At 56.8% G+C, this 15,986-nt stretch carries 12 protein-coding genes; 3 read left to right on the plus strand and 9 right to left on the minus strand.

Annotated features, from left to right (window positions below):
• Window positions 1-702: 702 nt before the first annotated feature.
• Both H2LOC_RS12630 and H2LOC_RS12635 read right to left on the minus strand, forming a co-directional pair.
• Window positions 703-1,332, minus strand: a complete 630-nt coding sequence (locus tag H2LOC_RS12630) for a recombinase family protein (RefSeq protein WP_136496708.1) — start codon at window positions 1,330-1,332, stop codon at window positions 703-705.
• Between the two features lie 884 nt (window positions 1,333-2,216).
• Complete coding sequence (locus tag H2LOC_RS12635) at window positions 2,217-3,104, minus strand: hypothetical protein (RefSeq protein ID WP_136496709.1); 888 nt, start codon at window positions 3,102-3,104, stop codon at window positions 2,217-2,219.
• 548 nt (window positions 3,105-3,652) lie between these two features.
• Here H2LOC_RS12635 and H2LOC_RS12640 point away from each other — a divergent pair.
• The 3 genes from H2LOC_RS12640 (at window position 3,653) to tnpC (ending at window position 6,048) form a co-directional block, all read left to right on the plus strand.
• A complete protein-coding gene (locus H2LOC_RS12640; protein WP_136495378.1) occupies window positions 3,653-4,042 on the plus strand; it encodes a transposase in 390 nt (129 codons plus the stop codon).
• Window positions 4,039-4,383, plus strand: coding sequence for an IS66 family insertion sequence element accessory protein TnpB (gene tnpB, locus H2LOC_RS12645; RefSeq protein ID WP_136495377.1), 345 nt, complete (start codon window positions 4,039-4,041; stop codon window positions 4,381-4,383). Before H2LOC_RS12640 ends, tnpB begins: the two co-directional genes overlap by 4 nt.
• A gap of 78 nt (window positions 4,384-4,461) precedes the next feature.
• On the plus strand, window positions 4,462-6,048 hold the full coding sequence (gene tnpC / locus H2LOC_RS12650; protein WP_246206786.1) for an IS66 family transposase: 1,587 nt from the start codon (window positions 4,462-4,464) through the stop codon (window positions 6,046-6,048).
• Window positions 6,049-6,162: 114 nt separating this feature from the next.
• Here the strand turns inward: tnpC and H2LOC_RS12655 are convergent, their stop codons facing one another.
• The 7 genes from H2LOC_RS12655 to H2LOC_RS12685 form a co-directional block, all read right to left on the minus strand.
• Window positions 6,163-7,809 carry a primase-helicase family protein gene (locus H2LOC_RS12655; RefSeq protein ID WP_136496710.1) on the minus strand — a complete coding sequence of 549 codons (1,647 nt, stop codon included), beginning with the start codon at window positions 7,807-7,809 and terminating at the stop codon, window positions 6,163-6,165.
• Between the two features lie 163 nt (window positions 7,810-7,972).
• A protein-coding gene (locus H2LOC_RS12660) for an IS3 family transposase (RefSeq protein WP_136495120.1) occupies window positions 7,973-9,126 on the minus strand; the annotation gives its coding sequence in 2 pieces (ribosomal slippage) (window positions 7,973-8,877 and window positions 8,877-9,126; 1,155 coding nt in all).
• A 58-nt stretch (window positions 9,127-9,184) separates the two neighbouring features.
• A complete protein-coding gene (locus H2LOC_RS12665) occupies window positions 9,185-10,903 on the minus strand; it encodes a tape measure protein (protein ID WP_136496711.1) in 1,719 nt (572 codons plus the stop codon).
• 294 nt (window positions 10,904-11,197) lie between these two features.
• Window positions 11,198-11,434 carry a hypothetical protein gene (locus H2LOC_RS12670; protein WP_136496712.1) on the minus strand — a complete coding sequence of 79 codons (237 nt, stop codon included), beginning with the start codon at window positions 11,432-11,434 and terminating at the stop codon, window positions 11,198-11,200.
• 982 nt (window positions 11,435-12,416) lie between these two features.
• The gene (locus H2LOC_RS12675) at window positions 12,417-13,976 is read right to left on the minus strand and encodes a site-specific integrase (protein WP_136496713.1); all 1,560 of its coding nucleotides are present in this window, start codon (window positions 13,974-13,976) and stop codon (window positions 12,417-12,419) included.
• Window positions 13,977-14,101: 125 nt separating this feature from the next.
• Complete coding sequence (gene glnA / locus H2LOC_RS12680) at window positions 14,102-15,511, minus strand: type I glutamate--ammonia ligase (protein ID WP_136496714.1); 1,410 nt, start codon at window positions 15,509-15,511, stop codon at window positions 14,102-14,104.
• 90 nt (window positions 15,512-15,601) lie between these two features.
• On the minus strand, window positions 15,602-15,940 hold the full coding sequence (locus H2LOC_RS12685) for a P-II family nitrogen regulator (RefSeq protein WP_136496715.1): 339 nt from the start codon (window positions 15,938-15,940) through the stop codon (window positions 15,602-15,604).
• Window positions 15,941-15,986: the final 46 nt, after the last annotated feature.

Raw genomic sequence — 15,986 nt, forward strand, 5'->3', positions numbered from 1 at the left:
GAATGCGGCTTCTGGATACCTAATAGTTAACGCTATCCACGTTAAGGCGCGGTAAAGGTAGGCGTTGATTGAAAACAACTATCTTGGCGCGCGTGGTTCAGGACCCTACTATTTCGTTGCTAAAAATGAATGAAAGCCCGATTGGTTCCGCCTCGGGGGAAATCTCGCGGTCCGGACTTGACCGGGGAACGCCTGTCGCGAGAGCCGAACGCTTCCTCACCCCACGCGTCGCGTTCAAGCGCAACGGCGATGAAAAGAAAACGGCCCGAAACGCCGCGAAGCGCTTTCGGGCCGCGAGGAAAGCCCCCTGCGAAGGCGCAAGCCGCCGCAGGGGAGAAGCCGATCAGTAGGAATAATACATGTCGTATCGCGCCTCAGGGCTAACATACCTATAAAATCAATTAGTTATGATGCCTAAAAATTATTCCGCCACCCAGTAGACCACCCAGCAGACCCCCTCTAGTAAAGCTCAGCTTAAGATGGTGGCGACAACGCTTAACCAGTAAATTTACATGCGGAGGTCGCCCGATGCGCAATTTTCATGCCATGGGGTGTGGGACGGCCAAGGGGCCCTCCGTTAACGTTAAAAATTATTTTCTGTGGATAAACGTCGCGTAAACCTTAGTCTGGCATGAACATTGCGCGTCTGAACTCCACACTCTTGCTTGGCATTCCCCCTCGCCTCCCAGCCTCGCCAGCCGGCTAGGCGGCGCTCGCTTCCTCCTTCAGCTTCTTCGACACGGCGGCGACGGTCGCTCTGGCACACTTCGTCAGGTCCTGAATCTGGCTCCAGGATTTGCCCTCGCGAAGCAGCGTGGCGATGGCAGCGTTGCGCTTGGCGTCTTCTGGGCGGCCCTTGTAGAGGCCAGCATCCTTGGCCTTCTCAATGCCCTCAGCTTGGCGGCGACGGCGATCCTCGTAATCCTTGCGGGCGATGGCGGCGAGCATGTCCAGCATCATGTCGTTGATGGCCTCGAACATGCGGGCCGTGAAGGCGTCCACGGTGGTTGTCGCCATCGTCCAGGACGTGGGGAGGTCCAGCGCGACGATGCGAACGCCTTTGGCCTTGATCGTCGCTTTGAGTGCTTCCCAATCTTCCGCATTGAGTCGGCTCAAGCGGTCGACCTGCTCCAGGAGCAGCACGTCACCGCGTTCCGCATTGTCAATGAGCTTGAAAAGCTCGGGACGCTTCAGAGAAGCCCCAGACTCGTTCTCAGCGTAGTAGCCGGCGATGCGTAGTCCGCGTTGATCGGCGAAGGCCTTGAGCGCCGCACGGGCGCGGTTTGCATCCTGCTCCTGGGTTGAAGCGCGGAGGTAAGCGTGAATGAGCATTTGAAAGCGCCTTGGTTCATTTAGGATGGTTCAGTTATAAGGAGTCTGGTTTGAGTTGTCAAATGGGTATTTTCAGACCAGTTCAGATAGTGGTCGCTCGAAGCACACCCTATTTGAACCAGGAAAACGAGGCGATTCGGCTGGAGGAAGCGGGTGAACTCGCGCTAAGCGCTGCGCTTGGTGCTGGGCGGACGCTTGGCGGCTGGCGAGGGAGGTGGACCGGCGCTTGGCGGGCGGAGAGAAGGACGGGTCCAGAGACGCGCGCGGCTATTCCACGGTCTAGATTTGTGAATAAGGGGTCGGTCGGAATCTGTTAATCTTAATGGAAGGTTAACCTTAATGTTTTGTTAACCTTAACGGTCGAACATTAACTTTTTTAACCTTCGTAAGAAGATCGCCACAACTCTGCATACTGGCGGGAGCAGCCTGCCGGCGGGAAGGAGCGGCGATGGTGGCGGCACGACATATATAGATGCACTAGCTGGCTTTTTCAGAGGGTTGATCTGGGCTCCACCAGATGGGACTCGTATAGGCGTTTGGTCTGGACCCCTGATGGTAGGCTATCTGGTCTCCCGCGTGACCGTGCGCACCTGCCCCGATGAATTTGCCTGTTTACCCTGTTACCCTCCCTGTTACCCATAACCACTTGATTTTATTTGATGATAACAGGGTAACAGGCAAAACAGGTAATAATGAAAAAGTTATATGGGAAGAAAAACCAGAGTGGTGATCATGCACTACGCAGGCGGTAGTGCACGCAATCCCTCAGAGGTTTTTCAAAAATTGCCTGTTTCCCTGTTTTGCCTGTTACCTATTGTATTTTCAATAGGTTGTGGGTAACAGGGAGGTAACAGGCAAATCCCTTTGATGGCGAGCGCGCTTCTCTAAGATTCGTATTTGGGTTTAGACTTTTTCCAATTCACACCCTTTTTTCTGTCTAGATGGAACTTCACGGAAATGATTCGATCAATCCTGAGTCCAACATCGATAAGATTACGCATTAGACGCATTAGATCGTCGGAATACACGACGTAACGACGGTCAAACTCGAACTTAAACCCACAGTGGTTTTTTACTTTACTGAGAAACAAACGATTTACAAACCCCCTATTATGAACATGGATATTTCTTAGCTCCATAAATACAATCAGAAGGTCTTTACTGTCGGTGTTTCCAAACATATCAACGCCAAATACGTCCTTTAAATATTTCTCAATACCTCTTATGCCTGAATATGACAGTTCACTCACCTTACGATCGGCGATATAGTGTGATAATTCCCTCTTACTTTTGAAATCATATAATTCATCTATAGATATTTTCTCTGATGAACGAAGCATCTGTGGATTTTTTAGAAGAACACACCTTATTATGTGAGATAGATAACAGTCAAATGCCTCCACCGAAGTAGTCAGTAGATGCCTAGAGTTTATTATGTTGAATTCTTTCAGTTTACCAAACGCACCGCCACCCTTCTCAATAGCTTCAATATTTCTTAAATGACGCTCCCTATCTTCACCAGTGGAACCACTTATCAGAGCCTTTGAGCCAATAACAACACTCTTATCTACTCTAGTAGCAAGATCGACAGTAAACAAAAATAGATTCAGCGCTTCTGTTAGGTCTTTAGAGAAAAAATACATTGACCTGCTATACGCTTTGTTATTTAAATCAGACAGTATTTTTACCAAAGGGTTCTCTTCAGTCATTTTGATCCGCCATTTTGGAATAATATCGGCGCGACGCCCAGAGCATAAGATCGCGCCGATCATGTTGAACACCGTGGTCCGGTAATTACCCTTCGGAACGATACCAACGCGCGGCTTCCATGCCCAGACCGCCCATTTAGAGCACGTGGCGCTAGGGCACAGGTTCTGCGCTCGTCCTGGTCTCGACGGCTGGTCCGGCGGGCGTCTGTTTTACCTGCGTTGCGCGCATCCGGTTGTCCGGTCCAATGCCGGTCCAATAATCAATTTTCATAACTAACTGTTTTTATTGAAGGAGTCCAATGTGACCAATGAGTCCTATATAAAAAATAATATTCACCTTACAGACAGTCATCTGCCGACAGTCCGCAGCACCGTGCACGCCTGCCACCGTATTCTAACAATTGACCCTCGATTCATCGGTTATTGTGGACACATTGGACGCGCCCTTTAAAAACAATGACTTATGGCGTCCAGTGTTCTGGAGGCATTGGACCGGCATTGGACTGCACACGCTCCGCGACTGAGAGTAAGCGCCAAGGCAGCCCCGTGATGGCGGCGCATAGGTGGCCCAGCTATCAATAGCAGCACAATTTGTACTGCTGTGAGCATCTATGTCTGCGCCTATGCCTGGTGATAGAAGTTTCCAACTGATCGAAGCCGTGGTTGATCGTCTTGATGGCGCTCCGGTTTCTCGCCGTCGCCGGTGGTCTGACGAGTTCAAGGCACGAGCTGTTGCGGCGACACTGGATCCCGACGTGAATATTTCCGCGGCCGCGCGGGAGATGGGCATTTCGCCGTCTCAGCTTTTTGGCTGGCGCCGGCAAGCGATGCGCGAAGGTGCGGTGACGGCCTCGCCTACCGCTTGCGCGAATCCGCCGGATGTCGAGGGCAGGTCTGCGCCAACGGTGGAAATCTCCGTCGGCGCCACAGTGATCCGCGTCAGCGCCGACATTGGCGAAGCCGATCTGCGTCGCGTGATCCGCGCGGTGCGCTCGGCATGATCGCGTCGGGCGTGAAAATCTATCTGGCCAGCCAACCGGTCGATTTTCGCAAAGGCCCGGACGGTTTGCTGTCGCTGGTGCGCGATGTCGGCGCCGACCCGTTCAACGGCGCGCTTTATGTGTTCCGGGCCAAGAGAGCCGATAGAATCAAGATCGTTTGGTTTGATGGGACCGGCGTGTGCCTGTTCTCGAAGCGATTGGAGGAATCGCAATTTTGCTGGCCGCGGATCGGGCCAAACCAGGTTCAACTCAATCATGCCCAGTTGATGGCGCTGGTTGACGGATTGGATTGGAAACGGGTGCGTCCGGTCGACCTCAAACGCCCGGTCAGCGCCGGCTGAACGGTCGGAAAATCGGCATGATTACGTTGAAAACACGAGCGTTTCCACTGGATCTGTGCTTTAATCATCCTAATGAAAATGCTCGATTTTCCGCTTCCTGACGATGTTGACGCGCTGAAAGCGCTGGTCCGCGTCATGGCCGAAAAGGCGGCGCGCACAGAGGCGCTCGAAAGCGAAATCCGCGACCTCAAAGTCCTCAATGCGGCAGCTGACGAACGCATCGCCCGGCTGACTTCGATCCTCAAGGCGCTGGAGCGAAACCGCTTCGGCAAGCGCTCGGAAAAGCTGGGGGCTGCCGCGGCCGAACAGCAGGCCTTCGTGTTTGAGGAGATCCAGACCGGCATCGCCGAAATCAAGGCGGGGCTGGACAAAGCGGGCGGCTCGGCCAAACAAAAGCGGGCGCCGCGTCCGCGTAAGGCGTTCGCCTCTCATCTTGAACGGGTCGAGGTGGTGATCGAGCCCGAGGTACCCGCCGAACATCTGGGCAAGGAGAAGATCAAGATCGGCGAGGACGTTTGTGAACGCTTGGACGTCGAGCCGCCGCGCTTCCGGGTGATCGTCACCCGCCGCCCGAAATACGCCTTCAAAGACGTCGACGTCGATGGCGTCATCCAGGCGCCTGCTCCCGCGCGCATTATCGAGGGCGGCATTCCCACCGAGGCCCTGTTGGCGATGATCGCCGTCTCCAAATACGCCGACGGCCTGCCGCTTTATAGGCAGGAAGGCATTTACGCCCGCGACGGGGTCGAGCTTGATCGTTCGCTGATGGCGCAATGGATGGGGCGGCTTGGCTTCGAACTGGAGCCGCTTTCGGACCATGTGCTGTGGCGGATCAAGCAGAGCCCGCGCGTCTTTGCCGACGAGACGACGTTGCCGACGCTGGAGCCCGGCGCCGGCAAGGCGAAGAAAGCCTATTTATGGGCCTACGCGAGAGACGATCGGCCCTTTGGCGGCGGCGATCCGCCGATGGTCGCCTACCGCTTCGAGGACAGCCGTTCCGGCGATTGCGCCTTGCGGCATCTGAAGGGGTATTACGGCATTCTGCAAGTCGATGGCTACGCCGCCTATCAGCGGCTGGCCGGGGCAGATCGCGGCGAGAAGGCTTTGCTCCTGGCCTGCTGCTGGGCGCATCTGCGCCGAAGATTTTACGAACTGCATGTCGCCGGCAGCTCCAGCTTGGCCACCGCTACGGTCGAGCGGATGAAGGATCTCTGGTCGGTGGAAGACCAGGTTCGCGATCTGATGCCGGACGATAGGTTGGCGGCGCGCCGCCAATCCTCGGCTCCGATCGTCGCCGAATTGTTTGCGCGCTGGGAACGGGAGCTGGCGCTCATCTCGGGCAAATCCAAGCTCGCCGAACACATCCGCTACGCTTTGGGGCGCCGAGCCAGCTTGGAACTGTTCCTCGCCGACGGCCACGTCGAGATCGACTCCAATGTAGTCGAGCGGGCGATCCGGCCCCAGACCATTACAAGAAAGAATGCGCTCTTCGCCGGTTCCGACGGTGGTGGCCGGACGTGGGCAACTTTGGCGACCCTGCTGACCACCGCGAAAATGAACGGCGCCGATCCATTCGCCTGGCTCAAGCAAACCCTCGAGCGCATCGCCAACGGCTGGCCAAACCGCGACATCGAGGCTCTCATGCCCTGGAATTACGTCGCCTAAACGGCCTCGGCTTTGCGCTTACGACTGAGAAGGCGTTGAAAAACGAGAAAAGGACGAGACCAGTCCTGACTGCTCCCGTCCCTGCCTTGACTTGCTTATGACCTTCGCCAGCTACTACCCGCCGCGCTGGCCCACTTCGGTCCAATAGCCATCCTTCGAAAACAGCGCATAGATGTAGTCGCCGTCCGAGTCCTCGCCATCGTGCTGGAAAGGATGGCTTCCAAAAATTCCTTCAATCACGGCGTCCGCGACCATCTCATATCCAGCCGCAAAGAACGGGTCCTGAAGATCGGCCTTCGCCACCCGCGCCGCATCGTCCTTGTCCATATCGGCACCGAGGCGGATTTGCGTCCTTGCCGTGAAGTCGTCACGAAGCTGCTTAAGCGGCGGGAAGGAAAAGCAGCGCGGACGCGCGCCATTCGGACGCGTTGGACGGCATTCGGTCAGACCAGGAACCATCTTATACAAGTCCTTCGCAATCGTGCGTTCGTCGGTCTCGCCGCCGCCATACGGACGGACACGGGAGTTGAAGGAGTCATAGACAATCTTTTTTTCGACGATCAGCCCTTCAGTCTCCCACTTTTCCAGTTCGGCTAGCGTCGGACCTGTCTGGTTCACAAATTCGTGCTGGGGGAAGCCCCCGGTTTCCAGGACAGCCAGCCACCATTTTTCTTTCTGCGACATGTTCACAGCAACCTGTTCGCCGAACGCAGCCGTCAGCGGCGGATTGGTCAGATCAACGTCGCTAATGTCCAGTGCCAGAAGATCACGCATCATCGCAGCGGGGCCGTCCCCCTTAGTCTCCGCGACCAACGGGACGAAATAGCTCGGTTCCTTGGCGTGTTGGTCGCCGACCTCAGTCACGAAATAGCGGCGTTCGCCTTCTTCCGCGAAGATGATCTTATTTTCCTTGTTCGGGTTGGCGGTCTGATAAAAGCGCGAGTAGGAGGGGAGTTGAACCTTGTCGATTCCCTTGCGCTCGAATTGCGCTACCTCAGCCGTGATCAGGCTCTTTACCTTGCCTATGATTTTCATATTCCCGGAGAAATACGCCTCAGCCACATCGACCAATAGCGCCGTTTCAAAGTGCGCGTTGAACTGCCCGGTTAGGCCATTTTCGTCGTCGATGTAGGTGTAGTGCTTGCCGAGGACGCGCGCGAACATGGAAGCGACAAGCGACTTGCCGGTCCCGTGCTTACCGGTTGCGACGATGGAGCTACCGGGCTTATGGGCCGGAGTTTGCAGAAGGTCCGCCCACCACCCGCACCACCAAAAGAAATGCTCTTCATCGCCGTTGCACATGACGTTGAACCAATGGCGCTGCATCAAACGCCACGATCCTTCGCCGGGCTTGGCGGGCTCAATCGCAAAGCCCTTCCAAAGGTTATAGACGTGATCCGGCGAGCTTCCGTCCTGCGGCGTCATTTCGCTAGGGTCGAAGGTCACATCCGCATATTCGCGACGCGAACGCTCGTTCTTCCACAGCGGCAAGAGCGGCATGTATTCGGTGTGCTCACCCTTTTTAACTGCCAACTGGTAAGGCGCATAAGTTAGGCTCGCATCGGCTTGGTTCTGGAAATCAACCTTGCCGTCCTTGCCTTCTTTCAGATAGCGAGTCTTACCGCCGACATGCACGATGGCAGTCTTTTGATTAAGGACGCGGAAGCCTTCGGCCTTGTCGCCAAATACGGTATGTCTCTTGTTAGAGCGCGTCGGCGGACTCGACTCGATATAGCCGCGCGCCTGTTCGATGCGATTCAAAAGCCAAGTATCGTCGTCATAGCGCTCGCGCGCCTTGTTCGGATCGCGCTCCGCCTCCGAGATGCGCTTACGAAGCTTTTCGAAAATGGACTCGCTTGGCGCGTCAACGCCCTCCTGCGCAAAGTAGGAACAGTGAGCTGCTGCCGGTTTGGTGGACAGCTGGTTAAGCTAATGCGACCTTCCGCTCGAACTCAACCGGGCTGAGATAGCCGATGGTCGAGTGACGGCGGACGGTGTTGTAGAAGCGCTCGATATAATCAAACACATCTGCCCTGGCCTCGTCGCGCGTCCGGTAGATTTTCCTGGCGACGCGCTCGGTTTTCATCGACGAGAAGAACGACTCCATCGCCGCATTGTCCCAGACGTTGCCGGATCGGCTCATCGAACAGGTGACGCCGTTGTCGGCCATCAGGCGCTGGAAGTGGTCGCTGGTGTATTGGCTGCCCTGGTCGGAGTGGTGCAGCAAGGCGTCTGGCCTGCCGCGTCGCCAGATCGCCATGATCAGGGCGTCCGCCACCAATTGCGCGGTCATCTCGGCCTTCATGGACCAGCCGACAACACGCCGCGAGAACAAGTCGATGACAGCGGCGACATACAGCCAGCCCTCTGCCGTCCAGATGTAGGTGAAGTCGGCGATCCACCTCTGGTTCGGCCGCTCGGCGACGAACTGGCGGTCCAGAACATTCGGCGCCACGGCGTCGGCGAGCCGCTGACCGCCGTCTTTGGGCAAGCCACGCCGGCGAGGCCGCGCCCGCAAGGCGTTTTCCTGCATCAAGCGCTCGATCTTATGCAGTCCGCAGCAAAAGCCGTCAGCCAGAACATCCCGCCAGACCCGGCGTGCGCCATAGGTTCTGGCGCTGGCGACAAAGCTCGCCCGGATGGAGGCCGTCATCTCCTCATCAAGCTTGTCGCGAGCGCTCGGTCCGCGCTTGAGCCAGGCGTGAAAACCCGACCGGGAGACATCCAGCGCTTTGCAGAGCCACGCCACCGGCCAGATCGAACGGTGCTTTGCGATAAAAGCGAACCTCATTTCGCTTCCCTCGCAAAGAAGGCCGCGGCCTTTTTTAGGATGTCGCGCTCCGCCCGCAGCTTGGTGACTTCGCGCCGCAGGCGCTCGATTTCAAGCTGCTCGGGCTTCATCTGCCCCTGACCAGGAAAGGCGGCGGCCGGATCAGCCGCCAATTCCTTCACCCAACGCCGCAGCATGTTCTCGTGCAGTTCCAGATCCCGCGCCGCCTGCGCAACGCTTACGCCGCGCTCGCGCACCAAACGGACCGCTTCGACCTTGAACTCCCGGCTGAACTGACGCCGTTCCATGCTCCACCTCCGGTTCCGTAAAACACCTTATCTCGGTGTCCACCAAACCGGCAGCAGCTCACTTGAGCGACTCAGAAAGCTCGTTATCGGCGAGAGAAGCGTAGCGCGCGGCGTTGCCCTTGTAGTCGCCTCCGGACGCAAAATCACGCGGGGCTGATTCTTTATAGAGTCTGTCCCAGTCCTTACCCAAGCTGCCGATATCGAACGAAGGTATTTTGAAAGAAGTGCCTAACTTGCTGAACAGTTCGGACGCCTTGTCAAGGAATCCTTGGGCGAAGTCCTGGCCTTTGTGCTGTCCGTATTTACCCGCGTCAAAATCCGCGCCCGCCTGTGCGGCGAGCGATTTGGAATCATCTAGGCTCTTGCCGGAGAACAGGCCTTTGGCAAGCTCCCAAATTTCTACAGCCCCCTTGATTGATTTATGTAAGTCAATCCAGCCGTTTGTTAGTTTTTTGATATTTTCGGCAGCGGCGTTGAAGCTTGAGTCGCTGCCGCTGAAGACGGAAGAAAGCATATCCCATTGCGAAGCGAGCAGGGCGGCGAAAGCAGCCGCTGCACCTAGTGGTGAGGTCAACAGCGCTAGAGCGCCAGCGGCAAGGCGGATTCCAAGCGAGGCTACCGCATAGCCAGCTAGTCCCTTGGCGACGGCTGCGATCGGTTCACGAAGTTCGATGACCTTCTGAGCGAACAGACTGGCGGCAGTGAACCCAATGCGGAAAGCCTCGCCGATTTTCTTTCCCAGGTCGTCGATTCCGACGGCGTTCAGTCCACCCTGAAGAGTTTTCAGGAAGGTAGTGAAACCAGAATCGAATCCGTTTTCATATACGGTCTGCTGAAGGCGAGTCAGCGCGTTCTGAAGAGCGATGATATTAAGCGTCGAATGATTCGTCGCTTCGGCAAGCCCGTTGCTGTAACGCTTTTCGAGGATTTTAGAGACCTTCGTCCAGGTGTCGAGTGGCAGCCCACCGGCCTTAAACATCTCGTGTAGTTTCGAACCCGTGACGCCTAGCGCTTGCTGGAGGTTAGCGGCCATGGCGGGAATGTGTGAGCCCAGCGAAAGGATGGCTTGCCTTGTGTGGATGATATTTTGAGAATATGTTTCCGAGATTTCGCGCCATGCCATGCGCTGGTCCTGTGCGCTCACGTGCAACGCGCCTAACGCAACGCTGAACCCTCGAAACACTTTCATGATTTCATCAGGGTTGCGCCCGAGGGCGCGCATCGATGAATAGAGAGTCTTGAAAGACTCGGTAGCGGCGTCTAGCGGCGTTCCAATCGTCGAAGCGGTCTCGCGTATGAACTTCAGCGCGTCGGTTGACTCTCTTGAAGAGGTCGCTACCGAGTCGATTGCAATTTTGAAGCTCAACAGGCTATTGCCCGTGGATTGCACGTCGGCTGAAAATTTGGCGAGTGACATTCCGCCCACGGCAGCGGCGAGGAGTCCTGCGGCCTGAGTCGTTAAGCCGAACGAACCGCCAAGCGCATGGATCGCGACGCCAGCGCGAGTTGCACCACGTTGCAGGTTGCTAAAACTGTTGACGTTTAGAGAGCCGAGTCGGCTAGAGGCAGCAGACAGCGCGGCGATGCTCTTCGCCAAATTTTGAAAGGCTGACGAAGTGGCGTTTAGCTGTGCGGCAAGCTGGGAGAAGCCCGCCGTGTTGCCGCCAAACGCGGACAGTTCACGCGACGTTGCAGAGATGGCTTGGCGTAAAGCGTTGAGTCCCGCAATGCCTTTGCTGGAGTCGACGGCGATAGAAATCGTATGTGCATCAGTCATAATTACTACTCGCTAAAAGTTTCATTCCGTCGCTGCCTCCTGCTTTGCGAGGGTTTCAGAGACGCGCGCGTCGTAACGCTCCAGCGAAAACGGCGGGAGTTTGTAAGAGGTCGAAACCATCGCGTCGGGGGTGCGGACAATCCACTCCCTGACCAAAATTGGATTCCAAAAGAGCGCGTGGCCTTCAGTTCGCGGCCTCGGAAATCCGACTGAACGGTTGCGTAAATGGCTGAACGCGTGGGAACTTCGTCCGATGCAATAAGCCATTTGCGTTGTCGTGAATTCCATCATTGATCAAGCCGCCTCGCCTTCGTCGAGATTCTCAAGCGGGTTCGACGGCCTCCACTGTCCCGTTGCGAAATCACGAATCGTGGACACGGCCCAGCGTTTCGACAGGTTGACTTGAACGGGTTCCGGAAATGAACCACGGGCCAGAGCCGCCTTGATCGAATAGATGCTCACTCCCAAAATTGTTGAAACATCGCCGATGTTGAGCATTCTGCAACCAAGGTCGTTTTTGACGTTCTTCATTTTCTACTCTGCGAAAAGTGATAGGAGGCGCGGCGATCCAGCGTGCCAGGGACCAAATCGCCGCGCGTAGCGCCTCCGCCGACTCGTGCCTTGGAGAAGTCAAGACGGCGTTGCGGGAGAAGGAACCAAACCCGCGTTGGAGGCGCGTAGCGGCCTTACAGCCGCCGGTTTTCGCCCTTGTTTGACCTGGACCGGGGATCTTCCCGAAAAAGAGCCCGGCGAGGCAGGTGCGAAACTCAAATTTCTGCGTCGGGGGGAGGCGCGGCGTCATCCGCTCGTGAGGTGTCATCCGATCATGAAAATGGATGACGTCGCGCCCTGTTTTCGGTCGCGGTTAACCCGCTCCCGAAAGGAGAATCACTTTGCAAAAGAAACGCGGGTGATCCGCCGTAAGAAAAGCCTGCCTTGATCGTCTGGGAATGCCTAGGCCCGAACGATTTTTGGGAGAAACTATCCACCACCGATGGAGTCGTCGTTGCTTTCTACTTAATACCAACCGCCGCTTGGCAAACAGCGTGGCGGTAGAAGCGGTCTGCAAACCAAAATTTCTATCCTCATATTTTAAATGTTTCTGCATAAAAGTCAAGAATATTTACTTTTTCGGCCCATTTCAACTATATTCGTCTGCTCTCAACCTGTTCTCGACAATCTCTCGTCTATTTCTCCCGCCCCAATTCCGTGGCTTTCTCTTTGGCGTCGTCGGACAGCGCTCCAACCTTCAGTTCACGACGCACAGTCGAGCGTGGGCGACCGCCTCTGGGAGCCGGCACGGCGACCAAGGCGACGTGCTATTTCACTTTCGCCACCTTTATTGCCTCTCCCTTCCACAATACCGCGCTTAGAAACCTGCCCAACTTGGGCAAGTTTATCTTTCTCTGGGTCAGCTTCACTCGCCGCCACCAGAGCCTCGGGGAGCGAAACCTCGCGCTTCACTAGCTGTCAGACGTGCGAGGTCGCCGGAGTGGGAGGGTCGGGGCCAGACTCATTCTGCCGGCGCTTCTTCGTCCTTAAAGCCTGAGACAGTCCGCCCCTTATCGAACAGGTCGATTTGCTGTAGCCACTTATTGAGATTCTCAACTTGAGCGCCACCATAGCCGTCAGCGACTCGCCTGCCCGGCGAGGTATGGCCCATCAGCCGATCAGCGATATATTGTGGTGCGTCAATCCGACGCAGGCAATCTTTGAACATGTGTCGAAACGAGTAGACCACGACTCTAGGGTCCGTGATCTTGGCTTGATTACGCATCAATCGGGAGCATCGACGCTGCATTCGACTGTATAGGCGCTCCCGCCCGTCAGCCTTCAGGGTGGAGAAAATCAATCGCTGATTCTTTCTGGCCTCGACAAACTGGATAAAACCCATGTCAATCAAAGCTTTGTGAATCGGAACGTCGCGCATTGACGACTGATTCTTGATCTTTTGATACTTAAGCAGGTCACGGATTCTGACACACATAACCCCGCTCACTTTAGCGATATCGGCGTGAGTCAATTGGCACAATTCCTCTGGACGTCCTCCAGTCCACAGCGCCAGCCTGATAAACCAAGCGGCGTCTTGCTTTGCGTGATTGTTTTTGGGGAGCGTATCGCAGACTCCGAGCAATCGGTTTAGTTCGTCAACAGTGAGGGTCCGGCGGGACTCCTCTTTGAGTTCACTGAACTTCCGCTTTTTCCAAATCCAGCGAACGGCTGCGGCTGGAGAGGCGTCAATATAGCCGTCCTCTACTGCAAAGCTGAAGATGGATTTCAGGCACCTGAAATGTTTCGAGGCCGTCGATTCTTTGAGGCCCTTGGCTGCCAGATGGTCGCGGAACTGGCGGACGTGTTCTTTCTTGAGCTGCGTCAGTAACTTTCGCCCGTGAAGTGATTCAAACTCACGGATCGGCACCGAGTATTGGTTGAAGTTGCGAGGCTTCTTGACCTTTTCCCATGCTGCCAGGACGGAGCCCAGCGTTGCCGTCTGCGTGGTTGATGGTAGATCGCCCAGCTTGGTCGTGAGCCCTGAAGCAGGTTGCAGCTTGGCGACCAAGGGCGCGTCTTGGGCGATTTCCTCGCGCAAGCTTTCGGCTTCGGCTTGGAGGCCTGCGATTTTGGCGCGGGCTTCGGAGGGGGAGGGAGCGGCTGAACGGGTGGAGGCCAGAAGCTCACGGGCGGCTACTGCAAACGGGTCGGAGCCTGTGACTGGGCCGTCTAGCTCGGCGATGCTGTGGATGTAGCGCGCACCGCTTTCGGCTCCCTCAGCGGCCCTGAGGCGTTCGGAGACTTGCTCGACGAATGCGCCCTCGCCTCCCGCCTCTTCAATCTGCGCCTGTTCCTCTGGGCTAAGCTGAGCCTTGGCGCGGATGACACGGATTAACTCATTGTATTTATGAGTGAGACGCGCCGCCTCAATTGAGGCCTCTCTCAGAACCGATGTTCCCAGCGAATGACGCCATCTCGCCGGTTTCCCGCCTAACGCCGCGCGGATGTCAGGCGGCACGTCGCGCTTGTAGTGCCAGTTACCGGACCCAGGAACTTTGACGACGTAAGAGGGGGCTTTCATGCCCCCTCAATTATCGCAAATTTGGCCGGCCGAAAAGGGCGGGACCACCCAGTAGACCACCCAGTAAGCCACTCAGGAAGGGTCTGATTTCACTTGATTTTCAATGAAATCAGAACCCTATGCAGTTAGTAGCTATAATACATGTCGTATTCGACCGGATGGGGCGTCATCTCGAAGCGATAGACGTCCTGATACTTCAGATCGATGTAGGATTCGATGAAGTCCGGGCTGAACACATTGCCGGCCGTGAGGAAGGCGTGGTCGGCCTTGAGGCTGTCGAGCGCTTCGCGGAGGCTGCCGCAAACCGTCGGGATGGCCTTCAGCTCGGCCGGGGGCAGATCGTAGAGATCCTTATCGGCGGCCTCGCCCGGATCCATCTTGTTGGCGATGCCGTCGAGACCGGCCATCAGCATGGCGGCGAAGGCGAGATAGGGATTGGCGGTCGGATCGGGGAAGCGAACCTCGATGCGCTTCGCCTTCGGGCTGGTCACGTAAGGAATGCGGCAGGAAGCCGAACGGTTGCGCGACGAATAGGCCAGCAGCACCGGCGCCTCAAAGCCCGGGACCAGACGCTTGTAGGAGTTGGTCGACGGGTTGGTGAAAGCGTTGAGGGCCTTGGCGTGCTTGATGATGCCGCCGATGTACCACAGGCACTCCTGGGACAGGCCGGCGTATTTGTCGCCCGCGAAAACCGGCTGGCCGGCCTTCCAGATCGACTGGTGCACATGCATGCCCGAGCCGTTGTCGCCATAGACCGGCTTCGGCATGAAGGTCGCGGACTTGCCGTAGGAATTGGCGACCTGGTGGATGGCGTATTTGTAGATCTGGAGGTGATCGGCCACGGTCACGAGAGTCTGGAACTTCAGACCCAGCTCATGCTGAGCGGAAGCCACTTCGTGGTGGTGCTTTTCGACCGCAACGCCCATGGCCGCCATGGCGGCGAGCATCTCGCCGCGCATGTCCTGCGCGGAGTCGACCGGCGGCACCGGGAAATAGCCGCCCTTGGTGCGGACGCGGTGGCCGAGGTTGCCGCCCTCATAGGCGGTGCCGGAGTTGCTCGGCAGTTCGGAGCTGTCGACCGAGAAGCTGGTGTTGTAGGGTTCGGCGGAGAAACGAACGTCGTCGAAGACGAAGAATTCCGCTTCCGGGCCGAAGAAGGCGGTGTCGCCGAGGCCGGTGGACTTCAGATACTCCTCGGCCTTCTTGGCGATGCCGCGCGGATCGCGGTTATAGCGGGCGCCGGTGGTCGGCTCCACCACGTCGCAGACGATGACCAGCGTGGAAGCGGCGAAGAACGGGTCGATCGTGACGGTCTCGAGATCGGGGATCAGGAGCATGTCGGATTCGTTGATCGCCTTCCAGCCGGCGATCGACGATCCGTCGAAGGCGATGCCTTCCACGAGGGCGTCGGCGTCGACGATCGACACGTCGAACGTGACATGCTGCCACTTGCCGCGCGGATCGGTGAACCGGAAGTCGACATACTTGATGTCGTTGTCCTTGATCTTCTTAATTACGTCATTGGCCGTCGTCATGTTCTTGAGCCCCTGCTAGTTTACCAACTTCGAGATCAACCTTCGTGATATCGGCAAAAGGTGGGATGGTCCGTCGAGGGCCCGGCGCGGTCAGATTGCGTCCAGGCCGGTTTCCCCCGTTCGAATCCTGATAGCCCCCTCCACATTGGAAACAAAAATCTTGCCGTCGCCGATGCGGCCCGTCTGGGCCGCCTTGCGGATGGCCTCCACGGCGCGATCCACGGACTCGTCCGCCAGAACGATTTCGATTTTCACCTTGGGAAGGAAATCCACGACATATTCCGCGCCGCGGTACAGTTCCGTATGACCCTTTTGGCGACCGAAGCCCTTCGCCTCGGTGACGGTGATGCCTTGCAATCCCGCGGCCTGCAAGGCCTCCTTCACCTCATCGAGCTTGAAGGGCTTGATGATCGCCTCGATTTTTTTCATTCACCTTTTCCCCACGCGTGCATCTCGGCCCCCATGCGGTTCAGCA

The organism is Methylocystis heyeri (assembly GCF_004802635.2).
Classification (GTDB): Bacteria; Pseudomonadota; Alphaproteobacteria; order Rhizobiales; family Beijerinckiaceae; genus Methylocystis; species Methylocystis heyeri.